Here is a 17052-nt window from a genome sequence, read left to right as displayed (position 1 = left end):
GCTGATCTGTGGTTGCTTCTGCTGTTGTTCGTTCCGCGGTGACCATCGGCGTTGCCACCGAGCGCGGCACCGTGCGCGCGGTGGCTCTCGCCGAAGACGGCGACAAGTTGCCGGAACGCGTGGTGTTGGAACGCGTCGAGAAGATCACCGGCGAGACGAAGGCCGATCTGGCCGTGGCGGTCGAGTCGGTGCTGGAGGCGTTGGCGGGCAAGCTGAGTCCCGATCGGGAAATCGTCGGCGCGGCAGTCGCTTACCGCGATGCGGCCGAACGGCGGGCCATTGTCACCAGGCTGGCGTCCGGGCCGTGGCATGAGGCGTCGCTGGTCTCCGCCAAGTCCGCGCACCTGTCCGTGGCCCGCGCCATGACGTGGGTGGATGAATTCGACGATCTGGCCATCTGCGAGGTGGTGCCGGGATCGCAGGCGTTCTCGCTCATCGATCCCGATCGCTCGCGGGTGCTGGCCGCGGTCACCCTCAATGGCGGCGCGACCAATGACGAGGCCATGCGTGCCGCCGTCACCGCCGCCTGGGATCAGTTCGACGCCGCCGGGGTGAAGCCGGACGCGGTGGTGCTGATCGGTTCCGCCGCAAGCGAACCCGCCGTGGTCGCGGCCCTGGAGTCGGGCTTCGGCGCACCGGTCATTCCGTGCTCGGTGGCCGCCATGGCGCCCGCTATCGGCGCGGCGCTGGCCGCCATGCCGGAGGCCGAGGACGCCGGTGAGGCGGCCGAGCGTACTCGCCGGTCACGAGGCACGGCCGCGCTTTTCGCCGCGGCGAGCGTGCTGGCGGGTGGTCTGGTCGCCGGTGGCGTGTACACGGCGAGCAATAGTTCCAAGACGGTGCCCGAGCCCATGCTCACCGATTCGCGGGTCTCCGCCGATGCGCACGCCCCCGGTGATGCCACACCCACCGATGTGGGCGCACCGCCGTCCGAGCAGCCCGCGGCACCGGAACCCGATATGGTCACCATCGATCCGGCCACCCTGAACTGGGGTCCGACGAATCCCGATGCGCGACACCGGCGTCCGTCCAAGCCGCTGGTCAGGTCACAGCCGGACGCCGAGCCCGCGAACAATAACTCCAATTACATCCTGCCCGCGCCGACGCGTTCGGCGGCCCTCACCGATACCGGGCTCTTCGCGGGTGAGCTCGCACCGCCCGCCCTGGATTCACCTGAGTTCGGCAAGTGGTGGGACAACCACTTCCGCATGTTGATGCAGTGGGCGGCAGCACAATTGGTGCCGCGCGGCGTCTGACGCCGCGAGGAACCGTACAAGGTGAAGTCCCGACCCGTTGGGGGCCGGGACTTTCGCTGTTTCGGGACTAAACCGACAGATCGCGCCGCAGCTTGGCGACATGCCCGGTGGCCCGCACGTTGTACTGCGCCACCTCGATCTTCCCGCTCTCATCGACGAGGAAGGTCGACCGAATCACCCCGGTCACGGTCTTCCCGTACATCATCTTCTCGCCGAACGCCCCATACGCCTGCAGCACAGCCTTATCCGGATCCGACAGCAGCGGGAACGTCAGCCCCTCCGCATCCCGGAACTTGACCAGCTTGGCCGGCTTGTCGGGGGAGATCCCGACAACCTCCAGCCCCGCCTCATTCAATTCGGCGAGACTGTCCCGGAAATCGCAAGCCTGCTTGGTGCATCCGGGCGTACTCGCCGCCGGATAGAAGTAGATGATCACCTTGCGACCCCGATAGTCACCCAGCGACACCTCCTTGCCATCGGCATCGGGAAGCGTGAAGGCGGGCGCGGTGTCGCCGGGACTGAGTCGATGGTTCTCGGTCATGGCGCAACCGTAGTACGCCGGTCCGGCGGGATGCGGGCGATACACTCCAGTGCAGGTCGGTTGCCCGTGTGTGGCGAGCCGCCTCGAGACAATGGCGCCGCCGATGCGCGGCTTTTCAGACAGGAGTGTGACGTGGCGAGAGATACCGAGGCCATCGAGCTGGAGATCGAGGCCGCACGGAGCCGGCTCGCGAACACCCTCGACGAACTCGCGGTGCGGGCCGACCCGCAGCGGTTGGCCGATAACGCCAAGCAGGCGCTGGTCGCGAAGGTGAATGAGCCGAAGATCAAGTACAGCCTGATCGGTGCGGGCGTGGTCGTGGTGGGCCTGATCCTGATCAAGGTCTTCCGCTGAACTCAGCGGGCTGAGTACGAAAAAACACCCGGTAGCCACTGTGGCACCGGGTGTTTCTTGTTATCGGGACGAATCAGACGGTGGGGCAGGCCATTCCGTCGCCATCGGGGTCCAGGTGCGGGCCGTAGCCGGGCTCGCCGCGGAACAGCGGAGCGTGCCCGGCGGCGCGGGCCTCATCGCAGTTCTTGTACGCGCCATTGGCCGAACCGGTCTGGGCGAGATTGGCCGAACCGGTCGCGCCGGAGCCGGTGTCGATGGCGGATGAGCCCGTGCCGGACGAACCGGTCGGGACATCGGCGAGGGCAAGGGCGGAGGGGGCTGCAAGAATCGTCAGACCCGCGACGCTGGCGGTGACGAGAAGCCGGCGAACGTTCATGTATTCCTCAATGTCGACGCAATGGTTGGCAGCGGCCCGATTCGGCGCGGATGCCACCGCTGTCGCAGGCTGCGACACGGTGGCCGGTACGGGTCCGGCCACTACAGTTCCGGCGGAACGTTGCATTGTCAACCGGATGGGCTATTCATCCAGGTAAATGCCTATTCGCCGGGGGTCGACCGGGAAGATGTTCCGTCGGAACGTGTCTCATTCGTCCGCTTGGAAATCCGCTCCGGGCCGCGGTTCGCGGCGCTGGTGCCGCTCCCCGCACACAATATCGGCCATTGCTGTGAACTTGTTGCGGCCGAGGGGTTTCCAATTCGTGCGCCGGAACATATCGAAGCATGTGCATATGCGATCGATGGGGAGCGGATGGCTTGGTGTCCATGTCAACCAAGAGGGATACCATGTATTTCATGACCCGCTGGCTGAACGAAGAGGAACAGGCGACCTGGCAATCCTATATCCGTATGCGCCAGCGGTTGGAGGCGGCGATCGCGGCGGGGCTCGCCCGCGATGGACTCTCGGCCTCGGATTACGAGGTGCTGGTTGCGCTTTCCGGGGCGGGCGGGCAATTACGCGCCAAGGAATTGGGCGCGGAGATCTGCTGGGACAAGAGCAGGCTCTCCAAGCATCTTTCGCGAATGGCCGCACGCGGACTGGTCGATCGCTGTCAGGCCGCCGATGACGCGCGGGGCCGCGAGATCCGGCTGACCGATCAGGGCCGCGAGGCGCTGGAAACCGCCGCACCCAATCATGTGGAACTGGTGCGGCGGCTGTTCATCGAGGATATGACCGATACGGAGGCCGAGGCGCTGCGATCCCTGGCGGATCGAGTGGTGCCGCGCGCCGAGCGGACGGACGTGCCCGGTATCGGCTGATTACGCGCTGTCCGTCGGCTGCTGGAACTGCGCCCGCTTCCAGTCGCCGAACGGCTCGTCGCGTTCGCGCACGGCCTCGCGGAAACCCGCTGTGGCGGCGCGCAATTGGAAGGCGTACCCCTCGCGGGTGTGGCGCGAGACACCGTCGAAGACGGTGCTGATCATGCCGGAATTGGCCACGCCCTGACTCAGCAGTGCGCTGTTGAGCGCCAGCTTCGCCATGATCAACTGGTTGATCGGCACCAGCGAAATGCGTTGCAGCAGTTCCTCGGTGCGCTCGTCGAGCTGCTCGGCGGGCGCGGATTCGATGGCCAGGCCCCAGTCGGCGGCCTGTTTACCGCTGAGGCTGTCACCGGTGAACAGCAGTCGTTTGGCACGCTGATCGCCGACCCGATGCGCCCACATGCCCGCCGCCGGAATACCCCAGGTGCGGGTGGGTGGGTAGCCGAAGCGGGCATCGTCCGCGCAGATGATCTGATCGGCGTACAGCGCGATATCGGTACCGCCCGCGATGGCGAAGCCGTGCACCTTGGCCACGGTGGGCTTATTGGCGTACAGCAGGCTGGCGAAGCCGCGGTTGAAGCGCGACATCATGGCGTAGTCGACCATGGGATCCCAAGTGCCCCAGGGATTGTGGTTGTTCGCCTGGACGACGGGATCGAGCACCGTGCCTTCGACCGGCTGTGCGCCTTCGGATGGAGCGAAGCTGTTCTCCGCGAAGATCGACAGGTCGTAGCCGCCGCAGAAGCCCTTGCCCCTCCCACTCAGCACGATCACATGCACGCGCGGGTCCAGGTCGGCGCGCTCCACGGCCGCCGCCAATTCGATCGGGGTGTCCGAGGTGATGGCATTGCCGTGCTCGGGGCGATTGAAGGTGATCCGCGCGATACGCCCGGTCACCTCGTAAGTCAGTGTGCGGCCGGTGATTTCACCCTCGGGCTGCGGTCGGCCGGCGAAGAGTGAGTCGTCCCCGCCGGTCAGGTCGTCGCGCCAGGCCGCGGGCCGGGTACCGGCGTGATCCGCGGCGGGGGTGGGCTGCTGCTCGTGATCAGGGGACACGCAAGCAGTGAACTCCCGTTCATTTCTTGCTGTCAAGAGCCGTTCAGGTGTTCCAGGGGCGAATGGGCGGCTTCACCCAGAGGATCTTCTCGTCGGCGTGCGCGCGCACCGCCGCGGGATGCTCCGGATGGCGCGCGGCCCACGCGTCCTTCTCGGCCAGCAGTTGCGCCACCACCTGCCAGGTCTCATCGGTACTCGGCGGATTGGTGTCGGCGGCCCGCGCCAGTTTGCGCTGCTGCGCCTGGGGCAGTTCCAGCAATTCCGGGCCGGTAATGCCCCGAGCCCAGATGTACGCAGCCAATCGCCGGGCCTTGTCCTCCCGGCTGCGGCTCGCGTGATCAGAGTGCGCGTAGTCGGCCATATCGCAACTCCGCAGGTAGTCCACTATGTCGAGGGCGACCCTACCGCAGGGCGGGGACATGGTTGGCGAGTGCCCGAGCCCTCCCGATCTGCCGCGATGCGCCCTTCCGGCGGCTACCGTGAACGTATGCCGGATGCCGACGATCTCGTCATCGACCGCGCCACCCCCGCCGAGTGGGCGACCGTCACCGAATGGGCCGCCGCGGAGGGCTGGAATCCCGGGCTACGGGATGGGACCGCGTTCTTCGCGCAGGATCCGAAAGGGTTTTTCATCGGCAGGCTGGCCGGGGAACCGGCCTCGGCGGTCTCGGTTGTCAACTATGGCAATGATTTCGCGTTCCTGGGGTTCTACCTCGTCCGGCCGGACTTGCGCGGCAGAGGATTCGGTCTGGCCACCTGGAAGGCGGGTCTGGCACACGCGGGGGAGCGGATGGTCGGGCTGGACGGCGTGCCCGATCAGCAGGGCAACTATCGGCGCGGCGGATTCGAACTCGCCTATCGCAGTGCGCGTTTCACCGGTATGCCACGGCTGCCCGCACCGGATGCGAGCGTGCGCGCACCGACCCCGGCCGATATCGCCGGCGTACATGCCTACGATTCCGCTTGTCTCCCAGCGGATCGCCCGGGTTTCCTCGATGCCTGGCTCGGCAATCCCGGCCATCGGACGCTGGTGCGAATTGTCGGCGGCAAGCTGACCGGTTACGGAACCATCCGTCCCGCAAGGGATTCCCTTCGCATCGGACCGCTCTTCGCCGATACCGATTCCGATGCCCGCCACTTGCTCGCCGCCCTGGCCGTCGATGCCCCGTCCGTGGCGATAGACGTCCCGCTCTGCAATGAATCCGCTGTTCGCCTGGTGGAATCCGTGGGTCTGACCCCGAGCTTCGAGTCGGCCCGCATGTACACCGCCGTCCCTCGATCCCATTCCCGGGAAAAGGTTTTCGGCGTCACCACCCTCGAACTCGGCTGACCGGATGGGCGGAATGGATCGGGCCACTCACCACGAGGACGGCCGCACCCGCCCGGGGGTGACGACGTGGGCGAGCATATTGCGGAGTTCGACCACCGCGCCCGGTCCGAGCGCCCGGCTCCACTGGGCGGTGAAGTGCGCGACGGCGGCATCGGCCGCGCGGGTGGCCGCCCAGCCGCGCTCGGTGAGCGTGATCAGTCGCGCCCGCGCGTCCACCGGGTGCGGATTGCGTTCCGCGTAACCCTTTTTCACCAGTTCCTCGACCAGTTGGCTGGCGGCCTGTTTGGTGACGGCCAGGTGTTCGGCGATCTCGCCGACGGTCGCCCCGTTCGGTGCCATCCGCACGAACGCGAACCCGTGGCTGGGCCGGATGTCGTCGAACCCGGCCGCCACCACCCCGTGGTGAACGGCATCGGTGACCTCGGCGGCGGCCGCGAGCAGTAGCAGCGGCAGATCCTGAGCGGGTGCGGGCATGAATGCATCTTGGCACTTGACAGATTAGTCAACAAGCTTGACCATATAGTCAATCTGCTTGACCAATTAGGAGTTGAACATGCCAGTCATCCGCGCCGCCGAAGTCGAATCCCACCTGATGCACGGCTCCACCTTCACCCCGCTCGTGCGGCCCACCACCGGCAGCGCCGAACTCTGCGTCTGGCGGCTGGAAATCGCCCCGGGGACCAAGGGTGTGGCTCATCGCATCAATGGCGAGGAAGCCTTCGTGCTGCTGTCCGGCGACATCACCATCACTATCGAAGGTGAAACCAGCCCCCTGGCCCCGGGCGACGCGGCGGTGGCCCCGGCGGGCTCCATCATCAGCCTGGCCAACCTCGCCGAAATCCCCGCGACCGTAATGGTCACCGCCCCTGTCGGTTTCACCGGCGAACTCCTCGATGGCACCATCGTCAACCCGCCCTGGGTCAACTAGGCCACCGCTCACACGGTGATGCCCAGGGCTCCCGCGACGGCGCGGGTGAGGTGATCGGTGATCTCGGCGGGTGACCAGCCGCGATGTTCGGCGAGGTCGTAGACGACGCGTTCGTCGAAGATGGTGATCCACAGCAGGACGGCGTAGGTGACGTCGAATTCGGAGGTCTTGCCCTGGCGGGCAAGGGCTTTCAATACCTCGGCGAGGATGTCGTGCATGGCGGTGATGGCCTCGTCACCGCTCGCGAGGCGTTCGATGAAACCGCTGCTGCTGCGGATGTAGCGCACCGCCGGACCCCACTCCATGGCCTGATCGACCCAGGTCCGGCAGCAGCGATGGAAGCGTTCGACGGGATCGAGATCGGGTGCGGCGGTGGCGTCGACCTCCGCGAAGGCTTCCAATAGCTGTTCGATGGCACGGCGGTGGAAAGCCTGCATGGCCTCGTGTGGGGTGGGGAAGTGCCGGTATGCGGTGGCCACGCCGACGCCCGCCTCGGCGGCCAGTTCGGGCATCGAAAAGCCGATTCGACCGGCCCGCAACAGGTTGCGGACCGCGTCGATCAGCAGGATTCGGCTGCGCTGGGCGTCGCTGCGGGTTTTCACGGGCACGCCTCCATCCTGACCGAAGTGGCGCGCCGCCGAGCCGAGTGGGTCGAAAACGGTGCCCAATTTCGCTCCCCGAGTAGAGAAGTTCTTCTCAGTTGCTTATTCTCTAACCGAGAAAATCTCCTCACTTCGGGAGGCTTGATGAGGGCGGTGGTTCCGGGCGCGCTGTTGGTGCTGATCATGGCGCAGCCCAATCTGGCGACCGGCATGATGCCGTACTACCGGCATGCCTGGGCGCTTGCGCCACTGCTCATCACCGTGATCTTCGCGGCCTATCTGTTCGCGCTCACCCCGGCCCTGTCGTTCCTCGGGACACCCTCGTCGAGTGCGTCCTGGTGGTGGCGGATCGGGGTCGGCAGTGCCTTCGGCATGACGGCGGATTTCGCTATGGCACTGGCGCATTCACCGTGGCTCGCCTGTGTGGCGCGGGTTTGTGCCGGACTCTCGGTCGGTCTGGTCACCGGGTCGCTGGCCGGACTCATCCTGCAGCGCCGCGGTGAGCGTGGGCGCACCGCCATGGCCAGTGCGACCGTATTCGGTTCCGCGCTGGGCACATTCGCGGCAGCGGTGCTGGCGCAGTATCTGCCCGCGCCCGGGGTGACCGTCTACCTGGTGAACGCGGTCTCGCTCGGAGTTGTTGCGCTGCTGGTGCTTTCCGATCGTGACGTGCGGCCGGTCGTCCAACCGCGAGGCGTGCGCACCGCACCCCAATCCTGCGAACCCGCGCTTGCGGGGTATCTCGCCGGCATCGCCGCCTGGGTATCGGCCGGTCTCGTGGTCGCACTGCTACCGAGTTACGGCGCGGAGTTGCTCGGCACCCACAATCTCGCACTCCTGGCGCTGCCGGTCACGCTCTACCTGGTCGGAGCCTGGGTCGCGCAACGCGCGCTGACGTCGAATACCCTTCCCGCCGAACCGGTTACGGCGCAGCTGATCATTCTTGCGGGTATCGCCATCGCCGCCGCCGTCTCGTGGTTCCCGAGTCTGCCGCTGCTGCTGTGTGGCGGTGTGATCGCGGGCTGCGGGCAGGGCATCGCCTATCGCTCCGGCCTCGGAATCATCAGTGCCGCAACAACCCCCGATCAACACGCGCGCGTCTCGGCCCGATTCGCGGCGGTCGCGTACCTCTGCGCGGGGGTCGGCACGCTCGGCCTCGGTGTGGTCGCGACCGTCGCTTCGATGCGGGCCGCGGTACCGGCCGCAATCGTCGTCCTGGCCCTCATCTCGGCGGCCACCATATTCGTCCGTCGGCGTGCAATGGCGCGCGCCGCGGACTCCCTATTCGCCTAGCAGACTTCGACAATCGCATAACTCGTAAATGACGCACGCAATTGCTGGGCGTGCGCTATCGGCATGTGTGAAATAGATTGTGCCGCTAGCTAATTGAGTAGACCGCGAAACGGATTCGTTACCTGCGTTCATCGGAACACAAACTTCGATTGCTTCACTGAATACCGAAGAACCAAATACATTCCCACCGAATGGATTCCAGTCATGGCAGCACCCACTCAGGCCGGACCCACCACCACGCAACAGACCAATGCTTTCCGCGTGCGCGGCGCCGACGCCTCCCCAGCCTCCTCGGAAACCACCGCTGGGACGCTCAAACGCACCCTCGGCCGCACCGACCTGATCGCCATGGGGGTGGGCACCATTGTCGGCGCGGGCATCTTCGTCACCACCGGCATCGCCGCGGCCACCAAGGCCGGACCCTCGATCGTGCTGTCATTCCTGCTGGCCGGGGCGGTATGCGTGCTGGTGGCATTGTGCTATAGCGAGCTGGCGTCGATGACGCCGGTCTCCGGCAGCGCCTATACCTACACCTACTCGACCATGGGTGAGGTGCCCGCATTCCTGGTCGGCTGGAATCTGCTCCTCGAATACGCGGTGGCCACGGCGGCGATCGCGATCGGCTGGTCCGGATTGTTCGGTGCGGCCTTGAATTCGCTGTTCGATGTGAGCCTGCCGAAGGCGATATCGGCGAGTCCGAGCGCCGGGGGAGTGATCGACCTGCCGGCGGTGATCATTGTCGGACTCATTGTCGCGGTATTGGTTTTCGAGGTGAAGATCGCGGCGGCCGTGGTCAAAACATTGGTGGCGCTGACTATCGCGGTACTCGTTGTCGTGGTAGCTGTGGGTGCGCCCCATATACAAGCCGACAATTGGACGCCTTTCCTGCCGTTCGGAGTCAATGGCATAGCGGCCGGTGCGGCCATGGCATTCTTCGCCTATCTCGGGTTCGATGTCGTGGCCACCTCGGCGGAGGAGACCCGCGATCCGCGCCGCGATCTGCCCTGGGGCATTATCGGCTCGGTCGTGATCGCGACCGTGCTGTATATCGCGGTGAGCGCCGTATTGACCGGTGTCGCACCGTATTCCAGCCTGAACAACTCCGCGCCGGTGGCGACCGCGCTCGCCGCGATCGGGGTCGGATGGATCGGCAAGGTGATCCTGGTGGCCTCGGTCATTGCCCTCACCAAGGGGCTGCTGATGGTGTTCTACGGCCAGACCCGCCTGCTGTTCGCCATGAGCCGGGACGGGCTGGTGCCGAAGGCGCTGTGCCGCACCAATTCCCGGGGTGCTCCGGTGCGGCTGAGCCTGCTGCTGGGTGTGGTGATCGCCGCGGTCGCGGGGTTCACGCCGATCGATACCGTCGCCGAACTGGTGAATATCGGGGCGTTGTTCGCCTTCCTCATCGTGGCGCTGGGCGTCATGATCCTGCGCCGCACCGATCCCGGTCGGGCGCGGCCGTTCCGGACCCCGCTCATGCCGCTGGTGCCGATCCTCGCCATCGCGGGATGTATCTGGCTGGCAACGACATTCGAAGCCCTGACCTGGCTGCGCTTCGTAATCTGGAGCGCCGTGGGCCTGGTGCTCTACCTCGGCTACGGCCGCCGCCACTCCGTTGTCGCGGGGGGTGCCGCGTGACCGCTCAGCTGGACAGTTTCTATCCGACCGGTGTCACCTTCGGCACCCTCGACGAAATCCATCGTGCCGCCGTGACCGCCCTGACCCCCGATATCCTGGACTTCGTCGAAGGCGGTGCGGGCAAGGAGATCACGCTGCGCGCCAATCTCGCGGCGTTCGACGGCTGGCGGATTCTGCCCGAACCCATGAGCGGTGTCGGCGCACCGTCGACGCGCACCGAACTGCTCGGCCTGCGGCTCGAAACGCCAATCCTCACAGCGCCTTTCGGTGGCGATGCGCTGTTCCATCCGGACGGTCATCTTGCCGTGGCCAGGGCGGCCGAGCAGTACGGTGCGCTCTCGATCGTCCCCGAGGCCGGGAGCTTCTCCTACGAGCAGGTGCGCACCGCCGCACCGCACGCCGCGCGCATCGCGCAACTGCATCCCTTCGCCCATGCGACCGCGGTGGCGGATCGGGTGCGGCGGGCCGGATTCGACGCGCTCTGCGTCACCGTGGACTGTCCGGTGGGTGGCTTCCGCACGCGGAATATGGCCAATCGTTTCGATCCGGATCAGCGCCTGTTCGCGGGCAATCTGACCGGTGAGAACGGTGCCCCCGGTGTCGCCGAGGTCTTCGGTCAGCTGCTCAAACAGGGTGGCACGGTGTGGAATTGGGATGAGCTGGCGGACGCCGCGACCGGGTTCGGGCTGCCGTGGATCGCCAAGGGCATTCTCACCCCGGTCGCCGCCGAACGTGCGCTCGCCGTGGGCGCTTCGGCACTGGTGGTGTCCAATCACGGTGGCCGCCAATTGGATCCCGCGCCCGCGAGTCTGTCGGCATTGCCGAGTATCCGGGCGGCGGTCGGGGCGGAGGTTCCGATCCTGTTGGACAGCGGAATTCGCACCGGCAGTGATGTCTACCTGGCGCTGGCACTGGGCGCGGACGCGGTGATCATCGGCCGCTCCGCCATCTACGGACTGGCCGCCGCGGGCGCGCCCGGGGTCGGCCGGGTGCTGGAGTTGCTCACCGAGGAGTTGCGCACGCTGATGATCCTGTCCGGCGCGGCCTCGATCGAGGAGATCGGCAGCGGCCGCGTGCAGCGGGTCGCATCGTGACCGGCGTGCGATTCCCGGCGGCCCGGGTCGGGGCCGGGCTGGTGTTCACCTCCGGCCTGGCCGCCATCGACCCCGCCACCATGACCGTCTCCGCCACCGACTTCCACGGTCAGGCCGCCGCGGTGTTCGAGCAACTCGATGCCGCGCTCACCGCCTGCGGTAGTTCCCGCGACCAGGTGCTCAAGCTGGATTGCTTTCTGGCCGAACGGCAGTGGTTCCCGGCCTGGAACGCCGCCTTCGAATCCTTTTTCAAGACAGCCGCACCGGCGCGGACCACGACCATCACCACCCTGCCCATAGAGGGGCTGCTCATCGAAGTCCAGGCGATCGCCGTCGCCGAGTCTCGAGGAAGATCATCATGACCGCAGTGACACCGCTCGTGCATTCCCACACCGCCCTAGGCGATTTCACCATTCGCGACGTCATCGAGGGCCAGACCGCCGGACAGCTCATTGTCGCGGCAGACGATTGGGGTTGGTGGACAACCCTTTTGGGTGGCGACACCATCGCGCCCAGTACCGGCATCCAGCAGACCGTAGCGGTCGGCCTGGTGCGCGCCGGATTCCTGACCCGGCGCGGGCACCGCTACCATCTCACCCACACCGGCCACGATGTCGGCAAGAACCGTGGCTTCGTGCGCTGCGCGGTGCGCGGCTGGGAGCCCACCTTCCGTCAGCTCTCCGCCGCCGCCCACGACGAATACATCCCCGCCGCAACCGAACCCGGTGAGGTGGCCCGCGCCTGCACCGATATCGCGCGCCGCCGCCCGGAGATCTTCGCCACCATCGGCGCGGCCATTGCCGCCGACACCCCCGGCCGCACCATCGATCTCGGCTGCGCGGATGCGGGACGGCTGCAGGCGCTGGCCGGGCTCGCCCCGCACGAGGAGTTTCTCGGCGTCGATATCGAGGACGAGGTGATCGCCGACGCCACCACCGAACTCGACCGCCTCGGGCTCGCCGATCGAATCACCCTGCTGGCGGGTTCGGTTCAGCCGGAACCACATTCGCCCGCCTGGCTCGGCGCCGTCGACCGCGACAGCGTCACCACCGCCATGTCGTTCTTCCTGCTGCACCAGCTGGCTAGTGACGGCAATGGCATCGCCGCGGTGCTGCGCGGCTGGATGGAGTGGTTCCCCAATGTCCGCCGCCTGGTGATCGGCGACGGCTATCTGCTCGAGGCCGACCACTGGACCCAGCAGCCGTGGTTCTCCCCGACCTACGAGATCTACCACACCATTACCGGCGTCCAACTCTGGACGCAGCACGAATACGAGCGCGCCTACGCCGAACTCGGCTGGACGGTAGCCCGCCGTATGGAAGACCACACCATGCTGGTCACCACCATCCTGGAACGCGATTGATCGCACGTCTCACGAAACGAAAAGCCCTGATAGTCAAGGACTGTCAGGGCTTTCGAATGGTTCATGTATTTCGCGCTGCGACCGATTGTGACACGGGTTGCCTGCCGGGCAGGCGTTTGTCGAGCCAGGTGGCACCGGCGGCGAGAGCGATGAAGAAGAGCAGGATCGCGCAGGTATTGAGGCATACGCGCAGATAGCCCAGGGTGGGTACATCGGTGAACGGGTAGGGGTACCAGTTCGAGGCGAGCGGGCCCCGGATGAGGGTGAAGGCCAGGTAGGCCAGTGGGAACAGGATTGTCAACCGCACCACGCGTGCCGAGGTGAGGCCGCGCGGTCCGAACACCAGCCAGCCGACGACCGCCGCGAGCGGAACGACGGTGTGCTGCAAGTGATCTGCGACCAATTCCCAGCCATGCAAGTCCACCAGGCCGCGAAGCGTGATGTGGTACACGAGCCCGGTGATCGTGATGGCGACCAGACCGATGAGCCGGAACACCGCGAATACGGTCGAGGACCGATTCGGTGTAATGGCCAGCAGCAGACTCGTGCATCCCACGATCAGATTCGACTGAACGGTGAAGAACGCGAACAGATTCAGCGCACGCCCGGCCGGACTACCGCCGAATTTCTCCACCGCTTCGCCGGTATCGGCGAGGACCGGCATATAGTTCTGCCAGTCCAGCACCACCTGCATACCCACCCCGACGAGGACGCACGCCGCGGTCAGGGCAAACCAGGTACGCGCCTGATACGGCTTCATCAATGCTCCTCATTTTTCGACTGCGGGTCACAGTATGGGAAAACCGGTCGAATTCTCTTGTCTCACCGCACCGATTCCGGGCTCGTCGATTGTGATCTCGGCACTGCCCGGCGAATGTATGGCGACTTCCCGTATCACCGAGAGCGCGCGCCAGGTCTCCTCGAAGCCGGTCGAGAGCGGGGACAGTCCGATACGAATGCTATTCGGTGGGCGGAAATCGATAATGACGCCCTCTTCGATCAGGCGGGCGGCCGGCGCATCGGCATCGTCTCGCGCCAAGGTCACATGCCGCCCCGGCGCGCGGGGTCACGGGGGCGGGTTGGTCACTATGGGCTCATCGATCCCGAAAGTCCTGTGGTGGCGCGGATATTCGAGCAATTGCGCCGCTTCGGGCCCGGCCCCGCCACACTGTGAATGAACCCGCCGAATCCAGTGCGAACCAGCGCGAACCTTGATGTACTAATGGTACATCCATCCGAAATTCGGGGGACAGAAGAAAAAGAGGTTCAGCGTGAGCTTGCTCGTGACCGGCGCGCAATTGATCGATGGGACCGGCGCGGCGCCCATCCCCGATGGTGCCGTACTACTCGGTGATGACGGCCGGATCGAATGGGTGGGACCGGCGAATTCCGCTCCGCCGCATACCGATTTGATCGATGTCGATGGTGGCACGGTGCTGCCGGGTTTCATCGACACGCACGTCCACTTCGCCCTGGCCGGCGGCAGCGTCAACCTGCTGCTGCTTCTGCTGCAACCGGCCCCCGTGGCCGCGCTGGGGGTGGCGCAGCGCTTCGAGGCCACCCTCGACGCCGGTGTCACCACGGTGCGTGATCTCGCGTTCCTGGGCCCGGGCTATGTCGAGATGGTCAAACGTGGTCTGGTGCGCGGCCCCCGGATCATCAATGCCATCTCGATGGTGAGCCCCACCGGCGGACATGGTGACATCACACCGCCCGGCCTCGACGTCTCGGCCCAACTGGACCGGCTGGGCATCCACCTCGCCATCGGCGATGGCCCGGCCGAAATCAAGGCCCGGGTACGCGCGCTGCTCAAACTCGGGGCCGATGTCATCAAGGTCGCCGCCACCGGCGGCGTCACCACCCCCCACGACCAGCCCGACGATGTCGGTCTCGATGCGCTCGAACTCGCCGCCGCGGTCGAGGCCGCGACCGAACACGGGAAACTCGTTGCCGCACACTGCATCGGCAGGCAAGGGCTCGAAGCCGCGATCAAAGCAGGCGTGCACAGTATCGAACACGGGACGATGCTCGACGCCGAATTGGCCGAATTGATGGCCGCCCAGGGCACCTTCCTGGTGCCGACCCTGGTGATACAGCTGGCCGAGGCGGCGGCGCCACAATCGGGGCATCACCATTTTCCGGAGTTGGCTCTCAATGCGGTCGGGGTCGCGCACGCGGCGGGTGTGCGGATCGCCGTGGGCACCGACGCCGGTCTCATACTCGAACACGGTAAGAATCTGCGCGAACTGGTGGAACTGGTGGCGGCCGGACTCAGCCCGATGGAGGCGATCATGGCGGGCACCAGCACCGCCGCGGCCGTCTGCGATCTCGCGGACGAGGTCGGCGTGCTGCGACCCGGACTGATCGGCGATGTCGTTGTCGCCAAGGGTGATCCGCTCTCCGATATCGAACTGCTGGCGGATCCGGCGAATATCACCGTCGTCATTCAGGGCGGCAAGGTCGTGAAGGACACCCGCAAGTAGTAGCTCCGCCTACGCCTTGTGCCGGGAGTCGTGACCGGTCCTGATTGCGTCGGGCCAGAGCGGCTCGGGCACCAGGTGCCGGATGACATTGTGCAGTTCGCGCACCGACGCTTCCAGGTCACCGGTCGTGATCCCCACGATGATGATGCCGCGTGCCGACCACACCAGCGCGTCGGCCATCGCCCGGGCCGCATCGCCGTCCATGCCCTCCTTCTCACCGAGGGAGGACAGCAAAGTGGTCCAGTCCGAGAGTGATTCGAGAAAATCGCGGTACGGCGCGGGATCCTGGACGGCCAGGCCGGTCACGTAGAACATGGCCGCGAGGCGCGTGTGATTGGCCGGATCGAGGTACAGCCGTTCCATCATCTCGACCGCGCCGCGGAAGGTGCCCTTGGCGTCGAGGGCCCGCAGAGATTCCTGTTCCTCCCTGCGGACCTCGGTCAGCAGCGCGGCCAAATAGCCGTCCCGCGAACCGAAGTGGTGGATAAGCATGCGATGACTGGTGCCGAGCTGCTCGGCGAGTTTGCGCAGGGTGAGGTCACTGATCCGCCCGCGCTCCTCGAGCATGGCCTGTCCGGCGCGTAGCAGTTTGCCGCGCGGAGTCTCGCTGGTCATGCGCCCTCACCTCCAATGCCGATTCGCAAGGCTAGCGGATCCCGGCAAGGAGATCGGGACGCGGGCACTCGGCGGTAGTGGACCGCACCTGTTGGTTACAGCTCACTCCCAAGCGAAGCGGGGTTGGTCTATGTGGTCGACGCGGGTGGGGCGGTGATGCAAGGCCACCTCGCGGAATTGATAGAGGATCGCGGCGGTCGGGGCATGCAGGTGGCCGCCCAGCAGGGGGAGCTGGATGGCGGGGCGGTCGGAACCCCGGACGGGTACGAAGCGCGGGTCGACATCGAGATCCGCGAGTGGAATCCAGTGCACCGCAGCCACTTCGGCGGGATTGGGGGTGGGGGTCGGTGACCGGCCGACCCAGGCCACCACCGGGGTCATCACATAGCCGGAGCGGGTCGGATAGTCGTCGAGCAGCCCGAGCACCGTCGAGCGGGGCGCGGCGATTCCCAGTTCCTCGTGCAGCTCCCGCAACGCCGCCGCTTCCGCATCCTCCCCGGGATCCAGCTTGCCGCCCGGCAAGGCCAGTTGCCCGGCATGGGATCGCAGTCCCGACGACCGCTCGGTTAGCCAAATGCCTTGTTCCCCACCACGATCGGCGATCGCGATCAGCACTGCGGCAGGCTTGCGGCCTTCGGGATCAACGGCTCGCCGCGGGAACGCGCCCAACGCCTCGGCCATCCCGCGTCGCAGCTGGTCAGCGAGCAAATCACTCCAGCGGTATCCGCTACTGTCCTCGTCGACCGGCATCAGTCGAACCTAATTCGCCCCGCCGACCACCGTCAACGCCTCTCGGTCCGACTCGGTCATGAAACGAGACCGGCCGCTGTGCGCCATCAGGGACTTGAACCCCGAACCCGCTGATTAAGAGTCAGCTGCTCTGCCAATTGAGCTAATGGCGCGTGTTTCTCCGCGAGGTTTGGGCTTTCGCTTCTGCCGCTCTGCGGTGCGGAGGAAGATTATCAGGGGTGGCCGGTGAAGCCGTAATCAGCTCAGCGACCCGCCCGCCGGACGACCGCCATCGGCACCGGACTGAGTGCCTGTCCGCCAACTGATCATTTCCGTTGGCGGGCGAGGCGGCGGGACATCAGCATGATCATCGACCAGGTGATCATGGCTTCGTGGTGGTCGGGCAGGCGTTCGTAGTCACGGACGCAGCGTCGGCGTCGACTGATCCAGGAGAATGTGCGTTCGACCACCCAACGGCGGGGCAGGACAACGAAACCCGAGACGTCGTCG

At 66.2% G+C, this 17052-nt stretch carries 22 protein-coding genes and 1 tRNA gene; 11 read left to right on the top strand and 12 right to left on the bottom strand.

Annotation, left to right across the window (positions count from 1 at the left end; translation table 11 throughout):
• Nucleotides 1–38 precede the first annotated feature (38 nt).
• Nucleotides 39–1256 carry a hypothetical protein gene (locus GFY24_RS32620; protein ID WP_153808972.1) on the top strand — a complete coding sequence of 406 codons (1218 nt, stop codon included), beginning with the start codon at nucleotides 39–41 and terminating at the stop codon, nucleotides 1254–1256.
• 67 nt (nucleotides 1257–1323) lie between these two features.
• Here the strand turns inward: GFY24_RS32620 and bcp are convergent, their stop codons facing one another.
• Nucleotides 1324–1797 (bottom strand): thioredoxin-dependent thiol peroxidase, encoded by a 474-nt coding sequence (gene bcp, locus GFY24_RS32615; RefSeq protein WP_153808971.1) that lies wholly within the window; start codon nucleotides 1795–1797, stop codon nucleotides 1324–1326.
• 132 nt (nucleotides 1798–1929) lie between these two features.
• Here bcp and GFY24_RS42415 point away from each other — a divergent pair, with 132 nt between their 5' ends.
• Nucleotides 1930–2151, top strand: a complete 222-nt coding sequence (locus GFY24_RS42415; protein WP_309231615.1) for a DUF3618 domain-containing protein — start codon at nucleotides 1930–1932, stop codon at nucleotides 2149–2151.
• A 73-nt stretch (nucleotides 2152–2224) separates the two neighbouring features.
• Here the strand turns inward: GFY24_RS42415 and GFY24_RS32605 are convergent, their stop codons facing one another.
• Nucleotides 2225–2527: an excalibur calcium-binding domain-containing protein gene (locus GFY24_RS32605; RefSeq protein WP_153808969.1), complete on the bottom strand. Its 303-nt coding sequence runs from the start codon at nucleotides 2525–2527 to the stop codon at nucleotides 2225–2227.
• A 416-nt stretch (nucleotides 2528–2943) separates the two neighbouring features.
• Between GFY24_RS32605 and GFY24_RS32600 the strand changes: the two genes are divergently transcribed.
• The gene (locus tag GFY24_RS32600) at nucleotides 2944–3408 is read left to right on the top strand and encodes a MarR family winged helix-turn-helix transcriptional regulator (RefSeq protein ID WP_153808968.1); all 465 of its coding nucleotides are present in this window, start codon (nucleotides 2944–2946) and stop codon (nucleotides 3406–3408) included.
• Here the strand turns inward: GFY24_RS32600 and GFY24_RS32595 are convergent, their stop codons facing one another.
• On the bottom strand, nucleotides 3409–4467 hold the full coding sequence (locus GFY24_RS32595; RefSeq protein ID WP_309231614.1) for a crotonase/enoyl-CoA hydratase family protein: 1059 nt from the start codon (nucleotides 4465–4467) through the stop codon (nucleotides 3409–3411).
• Nucleotides 4468–4510: 43 nt separating this feature from the next.
• Nucleotides 4511–4828 (bottom strand): hypothetical protein, encoded by a 318-nt coding sequence (locus tag GFY24_RS32590; RefSeq protein WP_153808966.1) that lies wholly within the window; start codon nucleotides 4826–4828, stop codon nucleotides 4511–4513.
• Nucleotides 4829–4954: 126 nt separating this feature from the next.
• On the opposite strand from GFY24_RS32590, the gene GFY24_RS32585 reads away from it, so the two are divergent.
• Nucleotides 4955–5797, top strand: a complete 843-nt coding sequence (locus GFY24_RS32585; RefSeq protein WP_153808965.1) for a GNAT family N-acetyltransferase — start codon at nucleotides 4955–4957, stop codon at nucleotides 5795–5797.
• Between the two features lie 27 nt (nucleotides 5798–5824).
• Here GFY24_RS32585 and GFY24_RS32580 read toward each other — a convergent pair whose 3' ends face one another.
• Nucleotides 5825–6271, bottom strand: a complete 447-nt coding sequence (locus GFY24_RS32580; protein ID WP_153808964.1) for a MarR family winged helix-turn-helix transcriptional regulator — start codon at nucleotides 6269–6271, stop codon at nucleotides 5825–5827.
• 79 nt (nucleotides 6272–6350) lie between these two features.
• Between GFY24_RS32580 and GFY24_RS32575 the strand changes: the two genes are divergently transcribed.
• Entirely contained in the window at nucleotides 6351–6725 is a 375-nt protein-coding gene (locus GFY24_RS32575; protein ID WP_153808963.1) for a cupin domain-containing protein, read from the top strand.
• Between the two features lie 8 nt (nucleotides 6726–6733).
• Here GFY24_RS32575 and GFY24_RS32570 read toward each other — a convergent pair whose 3' ends face one another.
• Nucleotides 6734–7333, bottom strand: a complete 600-nt coding sequence (locus GFY24_RS32570; protein ID WP_153808962.1) for a TetR/AcrR family transcriptional regulator — start codon at nucleotides 7331–7333, stop codon at nucleotides 6734–6736.
• Nucleotides 7334–7471: 138 nt separating this feature from the next.
• Between GFY24_RS32570 and GFY24_RS32565 the strand changes: the two genes are divergently transcribed.
• The 5 genes from GFY24_RS32565 (at nucleotide 7472) to GFY24_RS32545 (ending at nucleotide 12715) form a co-directional block, all read left to right on the top strand.
• Nucleotides 7472–8620: a hypothetical protein gene (locus tag GFY24_RS32565; protein WP_153808961.1), complete on the top strand. Its 1149-nt coding sequence runs from the start codon at nucleotides 7472–7474 to the stop codon at nucleotides 8618–8620.
• 204 nt (nucleotides 8621–8824) lie between these two features.
• Nucleotides 8825–10258 (top strand): amino acid permease, encoded by a 1434-nt coding sequence (locus tag GFY24_RS32560; protein ID WP_153808960.1) that lies wholly within the window; start codon nucleotides 8825–8827, stop codon nucleotides 10256–10258.
• Nucleotides 10255–11352 carry an alpha-hydroxy acid oxidase gene (locus GFY24_RS32555; RefSeq protein ID WP_194853106.1) on the top strand — a complete coding sequence of 366 codons (1098 nt, stop codon included), beginning with the start codon at nucleotides 10255–10257 and terminating at the stop codon, nucleotides 11350–11352. The genes GFY24_RS32560 and GFY24_RS32555 overlap by 4 nt, the downstream gene beginning before the upstream one ends.
• A complete protein-coding gene (locus tag GFY24_RS32550) occupies nucleotides 11349–11714 on the top strand; it encodes a RidA family protein (RefSeq protein WP_153808958.1) in 366 nt (121 codons plus the stop codon). The genes GFY24_RS32555 and GFY24_RS32550 overlap by 4 nt, the downstream gene beginning before the upstream one ends.
• On the top strand, nucleotides 11711–12715 hold the full coding sequence (locus GFY24_RS32545; protein ID WP_153808957.1) for a methyltransferase domain-containing protein: 1005 nt from the start codon (nucleotides 11711–11713) through the stop codon (nucleotides 12713–12715). The genes GFY24_RS32550 and GFY24_RS32545 overlap by 4 nt, the downstream gene beginning before the upstream one ends.
• 61 nt (nucleotides 12716–12776) lie before the next feature.
• Here GFY24_RS32545 and GFY24_RS32540 read toward each other — a convergent pair whose 3' ends face one another.
• Complete coding sequence (locus GFY24_RS32540) at nucleotides 12777–13475, bottom strand: Pr6Pr family membrane protein (RefSeq protein WP_153808956.1); 699 nt, start codon at nucleotides 13473–13475, stop codon at nucleotides 12777–12779.
• Nucleotides 13476–13502: 27 nt separating this feature from the next.
• The gene (locus GFY24_RS32535) at nucleotides 13503–13760 is read right to left on the bottom strand and encodes a hypothetical protein (protein WP_153808955.1); all 258 of its coding nucleotides are present in this window, start codon (nucleotides 13758–13760) and stop codon (nucleotides 13503–13505) included.
• Between the two features lie 226 nt (nucleotides 13761–13986).
• Between GFY24_RS32535 and GFY24_RS32530 the strand changes: the two genes are divergently transcribed.
• Entirely contained in the window at nucleotides 13987–15198 is a 1212-nt protein-coding gene (locus tag GFY24_RS32530; RefSeq protein WP_309231613.1) for an amidohydrolase family protein, read from the top strand.
• A 9-nt stretch (nucleotides 15199–15207) separates the two neighbouring features.
• Here the strand turns inward: GFY24_RS32530 and GFY24_RS32525 are convergent, their stop codons facing one another.
• The 4 genes from GFY24_RS32525 to GFY24_RS32510 all read right to left on the bottom strand — a co-directional run.
• On the bottom strand, nucleotides 15208–15813 hold the full coding sequence (locus GFY24_RS32525; protein ID WP_153808954.1) for a TetR/AcrR family transcriptional regulator: 606 nt from the start codon (nucleotides 15811–15813) through the stop codon (nucleotides 15208–15210).
• Between the two features lie 102 nt (nucleotides 15814–15915).
• Nucleotides 15916–16494, bottom strand: a complete 579-nt coding sequence (locus GFY24_RS32520; RefSeq protein WP_153809029.1) for a CoA pyrophosphatase — start codon at nucleotides 16492–16494, stop codon at nucleotides 15916–15918.
• A gap of 148 nt (nucleotides 16495–16642) precedes the next feature.
• Nucleotides 16643–16715: transfer RNA gene (locus GFY24_RS32515), tRNA-Lys, on the bottom strand.
• 153 nt (nucleotides 16716–16868) lie between these two features.
• A partial coding sequence (locus GFY24_RS32510; RefSeq protein WP_153808953.1) for a transposase occupies nucleotides 16869–17052 on the bottom strand: 184 nt, incomplete at its 5' end.

Origin of the sequence: Nocardia sp. SYP-A9097 (assembly GCF_009649815.1) — a bacterium.
Lineage (GTDB): Bacteria > Actinomycetota > Actinomycetes > Mycobacteriales > Mycobacteriaceae > Nocardia.
The sequence above is the reverse complement of the archived record's forward strand: the minus strand, read 5'-3'. Positions and strand labels throughout refer to the sequence as shown.